The organism is Kitasatospora sp. NPDC048545, assembly GCF_040651155.1.
Taxonomy (GTDB): domain Bacteria; phylum Actinomycetota; class Actinomycetes; order Streptomycetales; family Streptomycetaceae; genus Kitasatospora.
This window is the reverse complement of the sequence record NZ_JBEZIQ010000019.1, coordinates 86,058-101,870: the sequence shown is the minus strand read 5'-3', so window position 1 is coordinate 101,870 and position 15,813 is coordinate 86,058. Positions and strand designations below refer to the sequence as shown.

Here is a 15,813-nt window from a genome sequence, read left to right as displayed (position 1 = left end):
AGCGGAATTCGCTCGCCCGGCGCGGCCCCCACCGGCGAGGATGCCGGTACCCGTTCCGCAGCCCGTCCGGACACCTCCCGGGAGGAGACCACCCGTGCCCGCAGCCACGCCCGGCGCCGTCCTGCTCTCCGGCATCGTCGGATCCACCGCCTACGGCTTCGCCCACGCCGGCTCCGACGTCGACCGGCTGGGCCTGTTCGCCGTCCCCACCGAGGAGTTGCACGGCCTGCACCGCCCGGCCGAGTCCCACGTCAGCACCGAGCCCGACCTCGCCCTGCACGAGGCCGCCAAGTGGTGCCGGCTGGCGCTGACCTGCAACCCGACCGCCTCCGAACTCGTCTGGCTGCCCGACGACCTGTACGAGACCCGCACCCCGCTCGGCGAGGAACTGATCGGCATCCGCGCGAGCTTCCTCAGTGCGCCGGCCGTGCGGAACGCCTATCTCGGCTACGCCGACCAGCAGTTCCGCAAACTGCTGACCCGGGACACCACCGACCCGGCCACCCGCCGCCGGGCCGCCAAGCACGCCCGGCACCTGGTCCGGCTGGTCGAGCAGGCCGTCCGCCTGCACGCGACCGGCCGCAACCTCATCCGGCTGCCCGACCCCGAACGGATCCGTGAACTCGGCGAACGCATCGCCGACCGCCCCGCCGTCGCCGAGCGCCTGCTCGCCGACGCCGCGGACCGGCTGGCCGGCCCCGGCGTCCTGCCCACCGCCCCCGACCCCCGCCCCGCCGAGGCCTGGCTCCGCCGCGTCCGCGCCGCCCACTACACCCCGCCTCAAGGACCGCTGCACACCCCCGGCGCGCCCGCGCAATCCACTGGCGGAGCCCTGGGCCCCACCGGGTAGGATCGCCGTGGCCCTTCCCGCCAGGCACCACCGGGACCGAGGGCCGCGGGGCACTAGCTCAATTGGCAGAGCTGCGGACTTTTAATCCGTAGGTTCAGGGTTCGAGCCCCTGGTGCCCCACCTCCGCAGCACCCCGGCCGTGTTCTCCGGCCGGGGTGCTGCTGTTTTCCCGGGCCTGCCCGGCGCGGCCGGCTGGGCCGCCCGTGCCGGCGCGGGCGGTCAGCGGCGGGCCCGCCAGAGGCTGTAGAGGCCCACACCGGCGCCGGTGATCACCGAGAAGCCGCCGCTGCCGGCGGTCAGGTAGACCCCCGTCGCGATGACCAGGAGGGTGACGAGTGCGATCAGGTCGAGCATCCGGTGGCGCGCCGAACCGGTGGCCTCGGCGTCCGGTTCGGGGGAGTGCGGGGCGTCGGCCCCGGTGGAGCCGCTGCCCGGGAGGGCGGGGTCGTTGTCGGTCATGCCCCGAGCTGACCAGAGGTTGCGGCGAGGGCCCAGGCAGGCGTACGACCTCGCCGGTTCCCGTATGCGGACGTCGGGGGCTCGGACGTCGGGCGCCGTTCCTGAACGGCACGTCCGTCGGCGGCCGTTCAGGAACGTTCAACGCCGTCCACGAATGTTCGAAGTACGCTGTCCCCGAAGCGAACTGAGGACAACTCAGCAAGGAGAACCGTGGCAGACGGACCGGTGGAGCCCGACCCGGGCGACCTCGCGGTCGCCGCAGCGTACGACGAGCGGCTCGCCGCCTTCGTGGACGACCTGAACCGGCTGCACATCGAGCACGGCGCTCCGTCGTACGGCGAGATCTGCGGCGCGGCCGACGTCTTCAAGCTGACCAAGGCGGGGATCACCGACCTCCTGACCGGCAAGCGGCTGCCCTCGATGAACTTCCTCCTGGAGTTCGTCCGCGTGATCAGCAACCCGCTGCCCGCGGACGCGGGCAAGCCTCGCGGCCACAGGGCGCACCCGGAACTGGTCGACCACTGGCGCCGCCGCTGGGTGGACCTCCGGGCGCTCAACCGGCAGGTCCAGTCCCCGCTGAGCCGCGTCCGCAACGCCACCAAACACCTGGTCGAGGCAGCGGCCCGGACGGCGCGGGACACCACCGACGGGGCCGAGGAGCAGGCGCGCCAGTTGCGCTCCCGGGCGGAGGCCGAGGCGGCGTTCGTCCTGGAGGAGGCCCGGCAGCAGGCCGCCCGGCTGGTGGAGGACGCCCGGCAGGAGGGTGCCCGAATGCTGGCGGAGGCCGGGCAGAAGAGCGCCCGGCTGCTGGCGGAGGCGGGGCAACTGGCGAACGGCGTACGGGCCGACGGGAACCAAGCGCGAGCCGAGGCCACCCGGGTCGCCCAGGAGCGCACCGCCGAGGCGGACCGTCTTCTGAGCGCGGCGCGGGAGGGTGCCGAGGACATGCGGAAGGCCGCCCACGCCGAGGCACAGGCGATCGTGGACGAAGGGCGGCGGGCGAGCCGCCTGCGGACGCCTGCCGCCCTGCGGGAACTCCGCGAGGCCGCCGAGAGGATCACCGACGCGCACCTGCCGGAACTGGTGAGGACGATCACCGGTGGCGGACCCTGGGAGCCGGGCGGCCTGACGGTCCCGTCCGTCGGCCTGCACGGGCGGGACGACGTCGGGCGGTTGGCCCGTTGCTTCGACACGCTCCACCGTGAACTCGCCGCCCTCGCCGCCCAGCAGGCCGTCCTGGTCGGCATCACCAACGCGATGCTCGTCAGTCTGGCCCGTCGCAGCGGCGGTCTGGTCCGCCGCCAGCTGTCTCTCCTCGACGACCTGGAGCGCCGGCAGCCGGACCGGGGGCAGCTGTCGCAGCTGTTCGAGCTGGACCATCTCGCGACCCGGATGCGCCGCAGCTGCGAGAACCTGCTGGTCGTCGCCGGTGCGGACCCGGGCCCTCGGCGGACCCGCGCCGTCCCGCTGGTCGACGTGCTGCGCGGTGCCGCGGGCGCGGTGGAGCAGTACCCGCGCATCGAGGTCGTCGGCGTGCCGTCGGCCGAGGTCGTCGGCCGTGCCGCCGACGATCTCCTCCACCTGTTCGCCGAACTGCTTGAGAACGGCACGGTGTTCTCCAGCCCGCACACCGTCGTCCAGGCCACCGGCCGGGCGCTGCCGGACGGCTGCGTCCTGGTCGAGATCCACGACGTCGGTATCGGTGTCCATTCCGACGACTGGGCCGAGATCAACGAGCGACTCGCCGACCCGCCGCCGTTGGACGCCTCGGTCCCCGGCCGCATGGGCCTCTTCGTGATCAGCCGGCTCGCCTTCCGCCATGACGTCCGGGTCCGGCTGAAGCCGAACGCCCGCGGCGGGACCACGGCCTCGGTGACGCTTCCGGCCGCACTGGTGCGGCCGTCCACCGGTGACACCCCCTCGGGCGGCGCCGTACGGTCGCCTGACACCGGAGGGTCCGTCGCCTGGCCGTCCGTCCCCGCCTGGCGTTCCGAGCCCGCCGCTTGGCTGCCGTGGCCCGAGCGGGGCTGACGGGGAGCGTGCCCCGGGTCGGTGCCCCGGGCAGGACCTGGCTAGCTGTCCGTGGCGAGGGCGGGGACGCGGGGAGCCGGTGCCGGGCCCGCGCCGGTGGCCGTGGCCGCCGCTGCGGTGGCGCGGGACAGCCGGAGCGTGAGGGCGATCACGGCGAGGACGGCGACGAGGGCGAACCAGGTGGCGGCGGCCGCGGCGGTGGCGGGGGTGTGGTGGTCGAGGACGGCGAAGTAGGTGCCGCCGAGGGCGGCGACGCCGGTGACGGCCGCGAACTGCTGGGTGGTGGAGAGGGTGCCGGAGGCGGTGCCGGCCCGCTCGGGGGCGATGCCGGCCATCGGGGCGCCGATCAGGGAGGGGAGGACGAGGCCGTTGCCGATGCCCATCAGGCCCATGGTGGCCAGCAGCCAGGGGAGGGCGTGCCGGGCGCCGTCGGTCTGCAGGGCGAGCGCGGTCAGCAGCAGGCTCAGGGCGGTGATCGCCCCGCCGGCGACCGGGACGCGGAGCCCGTGGCGGGGCAGCAGGCGCCTGCCGGTCAGCGAGGAGGCCATGGCGAGGACGGCCATGGGCGTGAAGACCAGTCCGGAGCGCAGCGGGCTGTAGCCGAAGCCGGTCTGCACGGTGAGGCTGAGGACGAAGACGAAGCCGGCGAAGAAGGCCATGAAGGCGGCGTTGACGGCCAGGCCGGTCCGGAAGACCCGGCTGCGGAGCAGGTCCGGGTCGAGCACCGGCCGGCCGCCGCGGGCGGCGAGGCGGCGCTCCCACCGCAGGGTGGCCAGGAGGGCGGGGACGGCGGCGGCGAGCATCGCCCAGGCCCAGAGCGGCCAGCCGGCCTCGCGGCCGAGGACGAGCGGGACGAGGGCCAGGGCCAGCGAGCCGGAGACGGCGAGCATGCCGATGCCGTCCAGGGCGGGGCGACGGCCGGCGGTGGTGCGCGGCAGGACGGCGGTGGCGGCGGCGAGGACGACCAGGCCGACCGGGAGGTTGATCAGGAAGACGGCGCGCCAGCCGAGGCCGAGGGGGTCGCCGTCGAGGAGCACCCCGCCGAGCAGCTGACCGCAGACGCCGCTGAGTCCGCCGGTGACGCCGAACCAGGCCAGGGCGCGGGGCCGGCCCGGGGAGGGGACGGCGGTGGTGATCAGGGCGAGCACCTGGGGCACCATCGCGGCGGCGGTGAGGCCCTGGAGCAGTCGGGCGAGCACCAGTTGGGTGGGGGACTGGGCCAGTCCGCACAGGCCGGAGGCCACGGTGAAGGCGGCCATGCCGGACAGGAACATCCGCCGGTGGCCGAGGATGTCGCCGAGCCGGCCGCCGAGGACGAGCCCGGTGGCGTAGCTGAACACGTAGCCGGCCACGACCAGTTCCAGCGCGGCCTGGCCGGCGCCGAGGTCGGTGCGGATGGCGGGCAGGGCGACGTTCACGACGTTGCCGTCGAAGCCGTACATGAAGAAGGCCGCCAGGATGACGGGCAGGAGTGGCGGGCGGGGGAGGAGCGGTCGGCGGGGCCGGTGGGGTGCGCGGCGCGGGCGGGGCGGGACGGGCATGGGGTCGGCCTCCGGTGCATGGATTTATTGGCAATGCTGCCAAAAATGTGGGTGTGAAGAGCGGCCCGGGCGACGGGGCTCGGGAGTGCAGGGGCTCAGGGGTTCAGGGGGTCAGCGGTTCGGGGATTCGGGGGTTCGGCGGTGCGGGAGCCCGGGCGCCGGGACGCCGGGGGCTCAGGGCCGCAGGTCGTCGACGACCGCGTCGATGGTCGCGTGCAGCGACTCGGGGTCGAAGCCGGCCTTGGCCTGGAGCAGCAGGCCGTGGAAGGTGGCCATCACCTGGCGGGCGAGCACCTGGGGGGCCCGGTCGGAGCGGATCTCACCGCGGAGCCGGCCGGCGTCGACCGCCTCCGTCAGCCGGGCTTCCAGTGGGATGAAGGCCTGTCGGGCCAGATCGGCCAACTCGGGCTCGCGGAGCGCGAGTTCGGTGACGGTGTTGACCGCGAGGCAGCCGCGGTGGTCGGCCGCGGTCCGGTCGACCCCGGTGCGCAGCAGCTGTCGGATCCGCTCCAGCGGTGGCAGGTCGTCGGGCATGGTGCGGTCGCCGGCGGCGCCGCCCTCCCGGTAGTGGCGCAGGGTCAGTTCGAACAGCTGTCGCTTGCCGCCGAAGGCGTTGTACAGGCTGCCGCGCAGCATGCCGGTGCTCTCGGCCAGGTCGTCGGTCGAGGTCGCGGTGTAGCCCTTGGTCCAGAAGGTGTTCATGGCCGCGTCGATCGCGGCCTCGGTGTCGAACTTCCTCGGTCGTGCCATGGTGGCATCGTGCCAGTTGTTGTCACCTCTGTCAAAAACTTCGTCAGGTGGACACCCCGCCCGCTGCGCCCGGGGCCCGCTGCGCTGCGCCCGGGGCCCGCTGCGTTGTGCCCGGGGCCCGTTGCGTTGTGCCCGGGGCCCGCTGCGCCCGGGGCCCGTTGCGTTGTGCCCGGGGCCCGCTGCGCATGCGTACGCGAGGGGCCGGTGGCGTGCGTAAACGGGGATTTCAGTATGTACCGGGTCTCGGCGGGCGTGGTCGAATGACCGGGTAGTCGCTGGCGCCGGGGGCAGGCGGCCGGCCCTGGGCGGGGTGCGGGAAATCCCCTCGCGAGTGGGCCGGAATTACCTCGTCCTGACAGAACCTGGCAGACCGAGGAAAAAGAGGTAACCGTGGCCGAGCATTTCCTTTCCGCCTATCTCACGCCGCCGGGGCCGGGTGCGGTCTTCTCGGTGCGGCACGACCAGAACGTCGCGCTGTGGCGCCGGGACGGCGCGGACGTCGAACTGGTGCGGGTGTGGGAACTGGAGCGGGTCAGCGGGCAGAAGCACCACTTCTGGCCGTTGTACACCGAGGGCCGGGCCGAGGCCTTCCTGTCGGCGCTGCTGGCGGAGGAGGGGCTCACCCTCGATGACGTGACGGCGACCTGGGGCACGCCGGGGCTGCCGAAGGCACAGCCGGTGCCCAAGCCCGCCGGGGCCGAGGAGTTCCCGCTGCACAGCCTGGCGCACCTGTTCAGCGGGGTGCTGCGGGACGTCCCGCTGTTCCGCGACGGGCAGATCATCGGTCTGGCGATCGACGCGCTGCCCGACTACGCGCAGGAGAGCCGTCCGAACACCTACTGGTACGCCGGCTGCGTGGTGAAGCAGGGGCGGATCACCTTCGAGCCGGTGGAGTCCCCCGGGCCGCTGTACACCGCCGCCGAGACGGTCTTCGGCCTGGAGCCCGGCTCGCTGATGGCGCTGGCCTCCGCCTCCGCCACGGCGATCGAGTTCGACGTCGAGGCCGCGATCGCGGACGTCACCTTCTTCGGCGGCGCCGCGACCCAGCCCTGGAAGGCCGCGCACGACCTGGTCCGCGCGGTGGTGGCCGCCGCCGACGAGCAGCTGGCCGGCGCCGAGCTGGACGACTCGCTCAGCCGTGAGGACCATCTGCGCAGCGCGGTGATGAAGGTCGTCCAGCGCTGCTGCGAGGGCGTCGCGATCCGCAACGTGGAGCGGCTGCTGGAGGTCGGCGGCATCCGCGCCGAGGACACCCACCTGTCGACCAGCGGCGGCTACGCGCTCAACTGCCCCACCAACACGCTGCTGATGGATCGGTTCGGCTTCAAGAGCCTGGTCACCCCGCCGTGCGCCAACGACTCCGGCCAGGGCATCGGCCTCGGCCTGCTCGGCCTGTACGGGGCCGGTGCGCTGGAGCGGTCCGGACTGCGGATCGTCTCGCCGTACTACGGCCGGGACGTGCTGGACGTCGAGGAGGCGCTGGCCGAGTTCGCGCCGTGGATCGCCTCGGTGACGGACTTCGAGCCGGACCGGTTCGTCGCCGACGTCTCGGACGGCGTGATCGCCTGGGTGGACGGCCGGGCCGAGCTCGGTCCGCGCGCGCTCGGCCACCGCAGCCTGATCGGCGACCCGCGCTCGCAGAAGGTCAAGGACCTGCTGAACGAGTACAAGCGGCGCCAGTGGTGGCGTCCGGTCGCACCGATGGTGATGGCCGAGCACGCGGGCGAGTGGTTCGCCTCGGACCGCGAGTCGCCGTACATGCTGGAGGCGGTGCAGGTCCGCCCGGAGGTGCGGGACCTGGTGCCCGCGATCGTGCACCTGGACGGCTCGGCCCGGCACCAGACCGTCACCGCCGAGTCCAACCCGCGGCTGCACCGGGCGCTGGACGCGTTCCGGGCCGCGACCGGGGTGCCGATCCTCTGCAACACCTCGCTCAACGACAAGGCCGAGGCGGTCGTCGACCAGGCCGCGGAAGCGCTCAACTTCTGTGTCCGCAAGGGCGTTCCGGTGCTGTACCTGTGCGGACGGCGGGTCGGGCTGCGGGCCGAACCGGTGCCCGCCACGGCCGCGCCGGCCGAGCCGCGCGGGCGCGCCCTGGAGTACTTCGCCGGGCAGGAGGCGGACCGCGACGCGCTGTGGCAGGGCTGGCTGGACGCCGGGTACACCGTCGAGGGCATGTACCACCTGTCGCGCAGCCACCAGCTGCGCGCCGAGCAGGAGTTGTCCACGCCGGAGCGGGTCAATCTGCTGGCCGCGTACCGGGCGACGGTGGACCCGTCGTTCCGCGGGCTGGCCGACAACTTCCGGCGCACCCACGGGCCGGGCGGTTCCTTCGTCGACCCGTCCACGCTGACCGGGGCCTTCGGGGTGATCAACCCGCTGCGCCGGTCGCGCTAGACGGCACCGGGCGGGTCCGGGCGCGCCGGACGGCACCGGCGGGTCCGGACGGCGCCGGACGCCACCGAGGCCACCGGACGCCGTCGGACGGTGCCGGGAACGGGTGAGGGGCCGGAAACGGGTCGGGGGGTAAGGCTTTCGAAGCCTTACCCCCCGACCCGTTGTCGCTGCTAAGCCGCCGGGCGTCGCCACCACCGTCAGTAGCGCGGCTTCCGGGTCAGCGCGAGGCCGCCGAGCAGGAAGGCGACGCCGAGCACGCCGGCGACGACCGCGTCGGTGGTCTGGGCGGGCTTGTGGCTGGCGTCCATCACGGCGGTGATCAGGCCGGCGACGGCGCTGATGTAGCAGAAGATGGTGATGAAGATCTTGACCTTGGGGTGCATGGGTTTCCTTTCGGTGCTGCGCTGTCCGGTCCGGTGCTGCGAGGTCCGGTGCTGTCCGGTCCGGTGCTGTGCTGTCAGTGCTGCGGTGGTGCGGTTTCCTGCGGTCCGCGGCCCGCGGGTGCGGTCGCGGCGGCGGTGAGGCCGAGCAGCATCACCCAGGCGTCGGGGTCCGACCGGAAGCGGTTCCAGCGGTCCGCGGCGAGGGCGAGTTCGGCCAGGGAGAGGACGCCCCGGGACACCAGCGGCTCCAGGCGCTGCGGGCCGAGCTGCGGGGCGAAGGCGTCGGTCGGGTGGTCGTCGTTGGTGGTGGCGAAGGGGCGCAGCACGACCTCGTCGAAGCCCGCCGCGCGCAGCAGCCGGGGCAGCCGTCGGCCGATCGACCGGTCGCCGCCGTCGGCGCGCTGGGCGGCGGCCATCTTGGCGTGCACCCCGGCGAGTTCGGGGTACGAGGGCGCGGCGGCGCCCCACAGTGCGGAGTCGACCTCGGTGCAGGCGACCCGCCCGCCGGGCTTCAGCACCCGACGGACCTCGGCCAGCACGGCGGTCGGGTCGGGGACGTGCTGGAGGACGTAGCGGAGCAGGACGAAGTCCACGCCGGCGTCCGGCAGCGGGAGGTCGGCGCCGTCCGCGACCAGCAGGGTGACGCCGGGGCCGGCCGCGTGGGCGAGCAGTTCGCCGTCGATGTCGACGGCGATCAGGGCGGTGCCGGCGGGCAGCGCGGCGCGCAGCCGACGGGTCACCGCGCCCGGGCCGGCGCCGAGTTCGAGGACGGTGGCAGGTCCCTGGGCGGTGCCGGCGTCGATCCCGAGTTCGCGCAGGATGCGCAGTTCCTCGGGGAAGGAGAGCGCGGCCTGCGTCTCCAGCCGGTCGAGTTCGGCGGTCAGACCGCCGCCGGTGGTGCGGGCCGGGTCGTAGGAGCCGCCGACGGGGCGGATGGGGGCGGTGGAGCCGCCGACGGGGCGGGCGGGGGCGGTGGTCATCGGGGCCTCGCGATCATCGTCATGCCGTGCTTCGGGCGGAGGGTGACCAGGGCCTCGGGCTCCACCGGGAAGCCCTCGACCAGTTCCAGCCGGACCGACTGCAGCAGCGTGGCGAGCACCAGGACGGCCTCCAGCATCGCGAAGTGCTGGCCGACGCAGATCCGGTCGCCGCCGCCGAACGGCAGGTAGAGGTGGCTGGGGAGGGCGGCGCCGTCGAAGCGGTCCGGACGGTACGCGTCCGGGGCGTCCCAGTGGTCGGGGTGGCGGTGCAGCACCCACTGGCTGACGCACACCAGGGTGCCGGGCTCGACGTGGTACCCGCCGATGGTGTCGGGGCCGGCGGCCCGGCGGGAGATCAGCCAGACCGGCGGGTAGAGCCGCATCGCCTCCTGGATCGCCCGGCGGCAGGCCGGCAGGTCCTGGAGGTCGGCGGCGGTCGGCGGGCGGCCGCCGAGGACGCGGTCGACCTCCTCGCGGACCTTGGCCAGTTCCTCGGGGTGGCGGTCGAGCAGGTAGAGCGTCCAGGTCAGGGACTTGGCGGTGGTCTCGTGGCCGGCCATCACGATGGTCAGCACCTGGTCGCGCAGGTCCTCGTCGGAGACCAGGTGGTCGGTGGACATCATGGTGTCCAGCAGGTTGCCGCCGGCGCCGCCGCCGCTGCCGCCCGCGCGGCGGGAGGCGATCAGGGTGCGGGTGACGGTGTTGAGGAAGACCCGGGCCCGGCCGAAGTCGGTGAACCGGCGCGCGGTGTCGGCCGGGTCCGGGTCGGGGTCGGGCACGTAGTGGCCGATGCAGCGGTTGACGGCGTCCACCGCGCGGGCGAAACCCTCGCCGATGCCGTCGATGTCGGCGCCGAGGATGGCGTGGGTGAGGATGCCCAGGGTGAGCGCGGTGAGTTGCTCGTCGACCTCCACCGGGGCGCCGGAGGCCACCGACGGGCGCCAGCGCTCCAGCATGGCGGTGGTGGCGTCGGTGACGATCGTGTCGAAGGTGCGGACGGCGGTGGGGCGGAAGGCCGGGGCGGTCAGGTGCCGCTGGCGGGCCCAGTCGGCGCCGTTGCTGGTCAGCAGCCCGTTGCCGAGCAGCGGGCGCAGCATGGCGTCGTCCGGGGTGCCCTCCTTGGTGTAGTTGGCGCCGTTGTCCTTGAGTACGTGCTTGGCGTACTCGGGCCGGTTGAGCAGGTAGACGGTGTCGCCGTCCGCGCGGTGGCGGGTGATGTCGCCGTAGCGGCGGGCCAGGCCGGTGATGAAGTCGAGCGGCGACTCCCTCATCTGCGCCATGTCGACGTCCTCGGCAGGACCTGGCGGGACGGTGTGCGTAGGCACGGTGCGGACCACCCCCGTTTTCCTCTCGATGCTTACCCGGGACCCAGGAATGCGTACTGGGCTCCGGAATGCGTATCCGGCAATTCCCGGTACGTATTCGGATACGTATTCCGATGCGTATTCTGATACGTATTCATGGGCGCGTGACGGCTGAAATCTACCGCACCTGCCGCACGTGCTCAATACTTAGTCCGGGCACCGGAAATGAAGTCTTGGCGGCCGATTGCGGCCGTGTCATTCTTCATTTGCAGGCAGCGCCGGGAAGCACCGAGCGCCAGGCGCCGCCGGCACCACCGGAAACCGAGAAAAGGAAAAGTCACATGGCTTTGGACCAGAGGAAGCGGGCCGAGTTCGTCAACGGCTACACCCGTGCCCTGATCAGCGCCTGGTCGAGCGAGGAGTACGCGGCCCGCCTGCGGACCGACGCCCGCGCCGCCCTCGCGGAGGCCGGCCTGGAGCTCCCGGCCGACGCCGAGATCGTCATCGTCTCGACCGCCGCCGAGGGCGAGCAGGAGGGCAACCTGGAGGTTCAGGTCGAGCTCTTCGAGATCGGTCTGGCCACCGGCCGCTACGAGTTCCACATCCCGGAGACCCCGCAGATCGACACCGCCGAGCTCAGCGAGGGCGACCTGTCGGACATCGCGGCCGGCGGCAACTCCTGCTGCTGCCCGTGCTGCTGCTGCACCTGATCCAGCCGGGAAACCCGCCCGCCGGGCAGAGCGCCCGGCCGGTCGACCTGAGTGCCAGGTCGGCCTGAACACCCCACAGAGGAGCGATCCACAGTGGCGACTGCCGTCGGGGAACACCCCGTCTCAGTCCGCGGCCTGCGCAAGAGTTACGGCGACTGGCACGCGGTCCAGGGTCTGGATCTGGACATCCACCAGGGTGAGGTCTTCGCCCTGCTCGGGCCGAACGGCGCGGGCAAGACGACGACCGTCGAAATCCTGGAGGGCGTCCGCCAGCGAACCGGCGGTGACGTGCGGGTCCTCGGCTGTGACCCAGCCGAGGACCGGCGCGAGTGGCGCGCCAGGATCGGGGTGGTCCCGCAGACCACCGGCGCCTACTCGGACCTGACCGTGCGCGAGGTGGTCGAGCACTTCGCCGCGTTCTACCCGAACCCCCTGCCGGTCGGCCAGGTCATCGACATGGTCGGACTGGCCAAGCACGAGAAGAAGCAGAGCGCGGACCTCTCCGGAGGCCAGGCCCGCCGGCTCGACGTCGCGGTGGGCATCGTCGGCGACCCGGACCTGATCTTCCTCGACGAACCCACCACCGGGTTGGACCCGGTGGCTCGCCGGGAGGCCTGGGACCTGGTCCGCTACTTCTCCGAGCGCGGTCGCACCACCGTGCTCACCACGCACTACCTGGACGAGGCCGAGGCGCTGGCCCAGCGCGCCGCGGTGATCGTCGCCGGCCGAGTGGTCCAGTGCGGGCCGCTGGCCGAGTTCGGCGGCCGCTCGCAGACTCCGACCACGGTCTCCTTCCGGATTCCGCCGGAGCTGGCCGGCCGCACGCTGCCGCCGCTGCCACCCGGGGCCGAACCGGCCCCGGTGGGCGTGGACGGCGTCCTGCGGATCGCCACGTACGCCCCGACCGCGCTGCTCGCGGCGCTGGTCCCGTGGGCGCACCAGGCAGGCGTCGGTGAACTGCCCGAACTGCGGGTACACCGGCCGACCCTGGAGGACGTGTACCTGGACCTCATCCGGGAGCACGCCGACGGCACGGACCGCGGCACCGACACCACCCAGAGCATCACCCCCGAGGCGGGCAAGCGATGACCCTCACCCAACCGACCGCGACCACCGCCCCGGGCACCGGGGGCCACGCCGCCGCGACACCCCGGCGCGCCGGCCGGCTGCCCGGCATCTGGCGGGCCGGCGCGGCCCGCTCCAAGGTCGAACTGTGGGCGTTCTTCCGGAACAAGCAGTCGCTGGTCTTCACCCTGATGTTCCCGGTGATCCTGCTGGTCGTCTTCGGCTCGATCTTCTCGGGCAAGGTCGCCGGCACCGACACCGACGTCAAGCTGGTGTTCATGGCCGGCATCATCGCCGCCGGCGTGATGAGCACCGCCTTCTCCGGCCTCGCGATCAACATCGCGATCGAGCGGGACACCGGCACGGTCCGCCGCCTGGCCATGACCCCGATGCCCAAGTCCGCCTACTTCGTGGGCAAGCTGGTGCGGGTCATCGTCACCACCGCGCTGGAGACCGTGCTGCTGATCGGCATCGCGCTGGCCCTGTTCGGGCTGCCACTGCCCAGCACCCCCGAACGCTGGTTCACCCTCGGCTGGGACCTCGCCCTCGGCACCGTCGCCTGCGCGATGGCCGGCGCCGCCTACTCGGCACTGATCCCCAACAGCCGGTCGGCCGCGGCGATCGTCACCCCGGTCTTCATGGTGCTCCAGTTCATCTCCGGCGTGTTCTTCCCGTTCGGCCAACTCCCTGCCTGGATGCAGACGGTGGCCGCGTTCTTCCCGGTCAAGTGGATGGCCCAGGGCTTCCGCTCGGTCTTCCTGCCGGACTCCTTCACCGTCGTGGAACCGGCCGGGAACTGGGAACTGGGACACATCGCGATGGTCCTCACCGCCTGGTCGCTGGCCGGACTGCTGCTGACCGCCTTCTCCTTCCGCTGGCGCGGGCCCCGGGTCCGCTGAGACCTTGGGAGCTGGACCCATGACGACGGCACCGGTGCGTCTGCCCGACCACCTGATCCACCCGTTCGCCCCTGCCGGGCGGGCGAACCCGCACCCGGCGTACCGGTGGCTCAGGGCCAACAGCCCGGTGCACCACGACACCGCGTCCCGGCTCTGGTTGGTCACCGCGCACGCCGACTGCGCGACCGTCCTGCGCGACCCGCGCTTCTCGGCCGCGCAGGGCCAGCGCGAGCGTGCCCGCGACGACGCCCTGCCGCCGTCCATGCTCACCACGGACCCGCCCGACCACCATCGGCTCCGGGCCCCGGGGGCCCTGCTCCTGGGGCCGGCCGCCGTCCGCCCGCTCGGCGCGCACCTCGCCGCCGACGTGGACGCGCTGCTCGACCGGCTGCCCGTCGACCGCCCGGTGGACGCCGTCGCCGAGATCGGCCGCCCGCTCGCCACCGCCGTCTACGCCCACCTCTTCGGCCTGCCCGCAGGCGAACTGAAGCGCTTCGAGGCGCTCGCCCGGGCCGCCTCCGTCAACCTCGACCCGATGGTGCCGCCCGCCCGCGCCGCCCTCGGCCGCAGCGCCGCCGGAGCGCTCACCCACTACCTCGACGGGCACACCGCCCGGATCACCGCCACCGGCGCCGAGGTGCCGCTGACCGCGCTGGCCGCCGACGACCGGCTCAGCCGCGCCGAGATGCTCGGCATCCTCAACCTGGCCGTCATCGGCGGCTGGCAGCCCCTCGCCGAATTCATCGGCAACGCCCTGCACCTGCTGCTGCCCGACCGCGCCGCGGTCACCCGGCTCGCGGGGGCCGACGAGGACCTCGCCCGCCTCGCGGTCGACGAACTGCTGCGCCTGGAAGCACCGATCCCGTTCACCGCCCGGGTCACCACCGACCGGGTCGAACTGGACGGCGGCGTGCTCCCGCCGGGCGCCCGGGTGCTCGCCGTGCTCACCGCCGCCAACCGCGACCCCGACGTCTTCGCCGACCCGGACGAACTGCGCCTCGACCGCAGCCCCAACCCCCACCTGGGCTTCGGCGGCGGCCCGCACTTCTGCCTCGCCGCCCCGCTGGTCAAGCAGACCGCCGCCCTGCTGCTGCCGCGCCTGCTCCGCCGCTTCCCGGACCTGCGCGGCCCGGCCGGCGCCCCGGACTGGGACCAGTGCCTGGTGCCGCGCCGCCTGCGGGCGTTCCCGGTCGACCTCGGAGGTGGACGGTGAGCGCGTACGACGTCATCGTGGTCGGCGCCGGCGCGTCCGGCCTGAACTGCGCCCGGCTGCTGCACCGGGAAGGCCTCACCGTCGTCGTCTACGAGGCCCGGGACCGGCTCGGTGGCCGGATCCGCACCTTCCACCCCGCCGACGGCGGCCCGCCGCTGGAACTCGGCGCCCAGGTCGTGCACGGGGAGCACAACCCCGTGCACGAGCTGGTCGGCCCCGGGCGCACCACCGCCGTACCGCGCCGCGTCACCGCCCGCATCGTCGAGGACGGCACCAACCGGGAGATGGGCGCGCTCGGCTTCGGCCGACGCGCCCCCTGGCAGCTGGAAGCCATGCTGCAGCGCGCACCCGGCGTCACCGGCCTGTCCGTCGGCACCTGGCTGCGCGCCCAGGGCAGCACCGGCCCCGAAGCCGCGGCCGCCACCGAGTGGTTCCGGCAGAACTGGGCCGCCGACCCGGACGGACTCAGCGCCGCCGGCGTCGCCGAGGCACACCGCCGGGACGACGTCGGCGAGGGCGAGTTCGCCATCGCCGGCGGCTTCGCCCGGCTGCCCGAGCGACTGGCCTCGGGGCTCGCGGTGCGGCTCGGCGAACCCGTCCGGGAGCTGGCGCACCAGCCCGGCCGAGTCACCGTACGGACCGACGCCGGGACGGCCACCGCGCGCGCCCTGGTGCTCACCGTCCCGCCCGCCGTCCTCGCCGCCGGTGCGATCGCCGGACTGCCCGCGGCCAAGCTCGCCGCCGCAGCCCGCCTCCCCGCCGGGGACGGCTGCTGCGCCGTGGTGACCCTGGACCGGCCCGCCCCCGACACGACGATCGTCTTCGACGTGGACGGCCGCACCGGCTTCGTCCGCTGCACCGCCGGCCGCCCCGAGGCGCTGGTCGTCGCCAAGGCCGACGCCGCCGCCCACCTGCGCGCGGCCGCCGCCGACCCCACGGCCCTGGCCGCCCTGCTGGCCGCCGCACTGCCCTGGACGTCCGATGCCGCCGTGGTGGACCTCGCCGTCGCCGACTGGGGCCGGGACCCGTACGCCGCAGGGGCGTTCACCGCACCCCGGGCCGGGCTGGAGGACGCCGCCCGGCAGTGGGCCCGCCCGGTGGACGACACGCTCTTCTTCGCCGGCGAGGCGACCGTGACCGGCGAGCGGCTGCCCTGGGTGCAGGGCGCCCTGGCCAGCGGGGAGCGCGCCGCCGAACACGTCCTCAAGGCCCTGGCAACTCGATGAACGTG

Annotated in this window: 14 protein-coding genes and 1 tRNA gene; 9 read left to right on the top strand and 6 right to left on the bottom strand. The window is 73.8% G+C overall.

All coding sequences use genetic code 11. The features are described from left to right. The first annotated feature begins 94 nt into the window (after positions 1–94). Together AB0D10_RS19785 and AB0D10_RS19780 are read left to right on the top strand one after the other, a co-directional pair. A complete protein-coding gene (locus tag AB0D10_RS19785; protein ID WP_360257852.1) occupies positions 95–850 on the top strand; it encodes a nucleotidyltransferase domain-containing protein in 756 nt (251 codons plus the stop codon). 47 nt (positions 851–897) lie between these two features. Next, positions 898–970: transfer RNA gene (locus AB0D10_RS19780), tRNA-Lys, on the top strand. A 99-nt stretch (positions 971–1,069) separates the two neighbouring features. Here the strand turns inward: AB0D10_RS19780 and AB0D10_RS19775 are convergent. Further along, positions 1,070–1,309: a hypothetical protein gene (locus AB0D10_RS19775; RefSeq protein WP_360257850.1), complete on the bottom strand. Its 240-nt coding sequence runs from the start codon at positions 1,307–1,309 to the stop codon at positions 1,070–1,072. 210 nt (positions 1,310–1,519) lie between these two features. Here AB0D10_RS19775 and AB0D10_RS19770 point away from each other — a divergent pair, with 210 nt between their 5' ends. After that, positions 1,520–3,340, top strand: coding sequence for an ATP-binding protein (locus tag AB0D10_RS19770; RefSeq protein WP_360257848.1), 1,821 nt, complete (start codon positions 1,520–1,522; stop codon positions 3,338–3,340). Between the two features lie 41 nt (positions 3,341–3,381). On the opposite strand, the gene AB0D10_RS19765 is transcribed toward AB0D10_RS19770, so the two are convergent. Together AB0D10_RS19765 and AB0D10_RS19760 are read right to left on the bottom strand one after the other, a co-directional pair. Beyond that, on the bottom strand, positions 3,382–4,881 hold the full coding sequence (locus tag AB0D10_RS19765; protein WP_360257846.1) for an MFS transporter: 1,500 nt from the start codon (positions 4,879–4,881) through the stop codon (positions 3,382–3,384). A gap of 174 nt (positions 4,882–5,055) precedes the next feature. Next, positions 5,056–5,631, bottom strand: coding sequence for a TetR/AcrR family transcriptional regulator (locus tag AB0D10_RS19760; protein ID WP_360257843.1), 576 nt, complete (start codon positions 5,629–5,631; stop codon positions 5,056–5,058). A 390-nt stretch (positions 5,632–6,021) separates the two neighbouring features. Between AB0D10_RS19760 and AB0D10_RS19755 the strand changes: the two genes are divergently transcribed. Further along, complete coding sequence (locus tag AB0D10_RS19755; RefSeq protein ID WP_360257841.1) at positions 6,022–8,028, top strand: carbamoyltransferase C-terminal domain-containing protein; 2,007 nt, start codon at positions 6,022–6,024, stop codon at positions 8,026–8,028. Between the two features lie 197 nt (positions 8,029–8,225). Here AB0D10_RS19755 and AB0D10_RS19750 read toward each other — a convergent pair whose 3' ends face one another. The 3 genes from AB0D10_RS19750 to AB0D10_RS19740 all read right to left on the bottom strand — a co-directional run bounded on the left by AB0D10_RS19750 (position 8,226) and on the right by AB0D10_RS19740 (position 10,671). Further along, positions 8,226–8,411 (bottom strand): hypothetical protein, encoded by a 186-nt coding sequence (locus AB0D10_RS19750; RefSeq protein ID WP_030245889.1) that lies wholly within the window; start codon positions 8,409–8,411, stop codon positions 8,226–8,228. Positions 8,412–8,485: 74 nt separating this feature from the next. Further along, positions 8,486–9,391: a class I SAM-dependent methyltransferase gene (locus tag AB0D10_RS19745; RefSeq protein ID WP_360257839.1), complete on the bottom strand. Its 906-nt coding sequence runs from the start codon at positions 9,389–9,391 to the stop codon at positions 8,486–8,488. Continuing rightward, complete coding sequence (locus AB0D10_RS19740) at positions 9,388–10,671, bottom strand: cytochrome P450 (RefSeq protein WP_360257837.1); 1,284 nt, start codon at positions 10,669–10,671, stop codon at positions 9,388–9,390. The genes AB0D10_RS19745 and AB0D10_RS19740 overlap by 4 nt, the downstream gene beginning before the upstream one ends. Positions 10,672–11,036: 365 nt before the next feature. Here AB0D10_RS19740 and AB0D10_RS19735 point away from each other — a divergent pair, with 365 nt between their 5' ends. From AB0D10_RS19735 to AB0D10_RS19715, 5 genes are all read left to right on the top strand, one after another. Beyond that, the gene (locus AB0D10_RS19735) at positions 11,037–11,405 is read left to right on the top strand and encodes a hypothetical protein (protein ID WP_350526397.1); all 369 of its coding nucleotides are present in this window, start codon (positions 11,037–11,039) and stop codon (positions 11,403–11,405) included. Positions 11,406–11,498: 93 nt separating this feature from the next. Beyond that, entirely contained in the window at positions 11,499–12,494 is a 996-nt protein-coding gene (locus AB0D10_RS19730; protein WP_360257835.1) for an ABC transporter ATP-binding protein, read from the top strand. Further along, entirely contained in the window at positions 12,491–13,369 is an 879-nt protein-coding gene (locus AB0D10_RS19725; protein ID WP_360257833.1) for an ABC transporter permease, read from the top strand. The genes AB0D10_RS19730 and AB0D10_RS19725 overlap by 4 nt, the downstream gene beginning before the upstream one ends. Positions 13,370–13,388: 19 nt before the next feature. Further along, positions 13,389–14,582 carry a cytochrome P450 gene (locus AB0D10_RS19720; protein ID WP_360257831.1) on the top strand — a complete coding sequence of 398 codons (1,194 nt, stop codon included), beginning with the start codon at positions 13,389–13,391 and terminating at the stop codon, positions 14,580–14,582. Next, positions 14,579–15,808 carry an NAD(P)/FAD-dependent oxidoreductase gene (locus AB0D10_RS19715; protein WP_360257829.1) on the top strand — a complete coding sequence of 410 codons (1,230 nt, stop codon included), beginning with the start codon at positions 14,579–14,581 and terminating at the stop codon, positions 15,806–15,808. Before AB0D10_RS19720 ends, AB0D10_RS19715 begins: the two co-directional genes overlap by 4 nt. Positions 15,809–15,813: the final 5 nt, after the last annotated feature.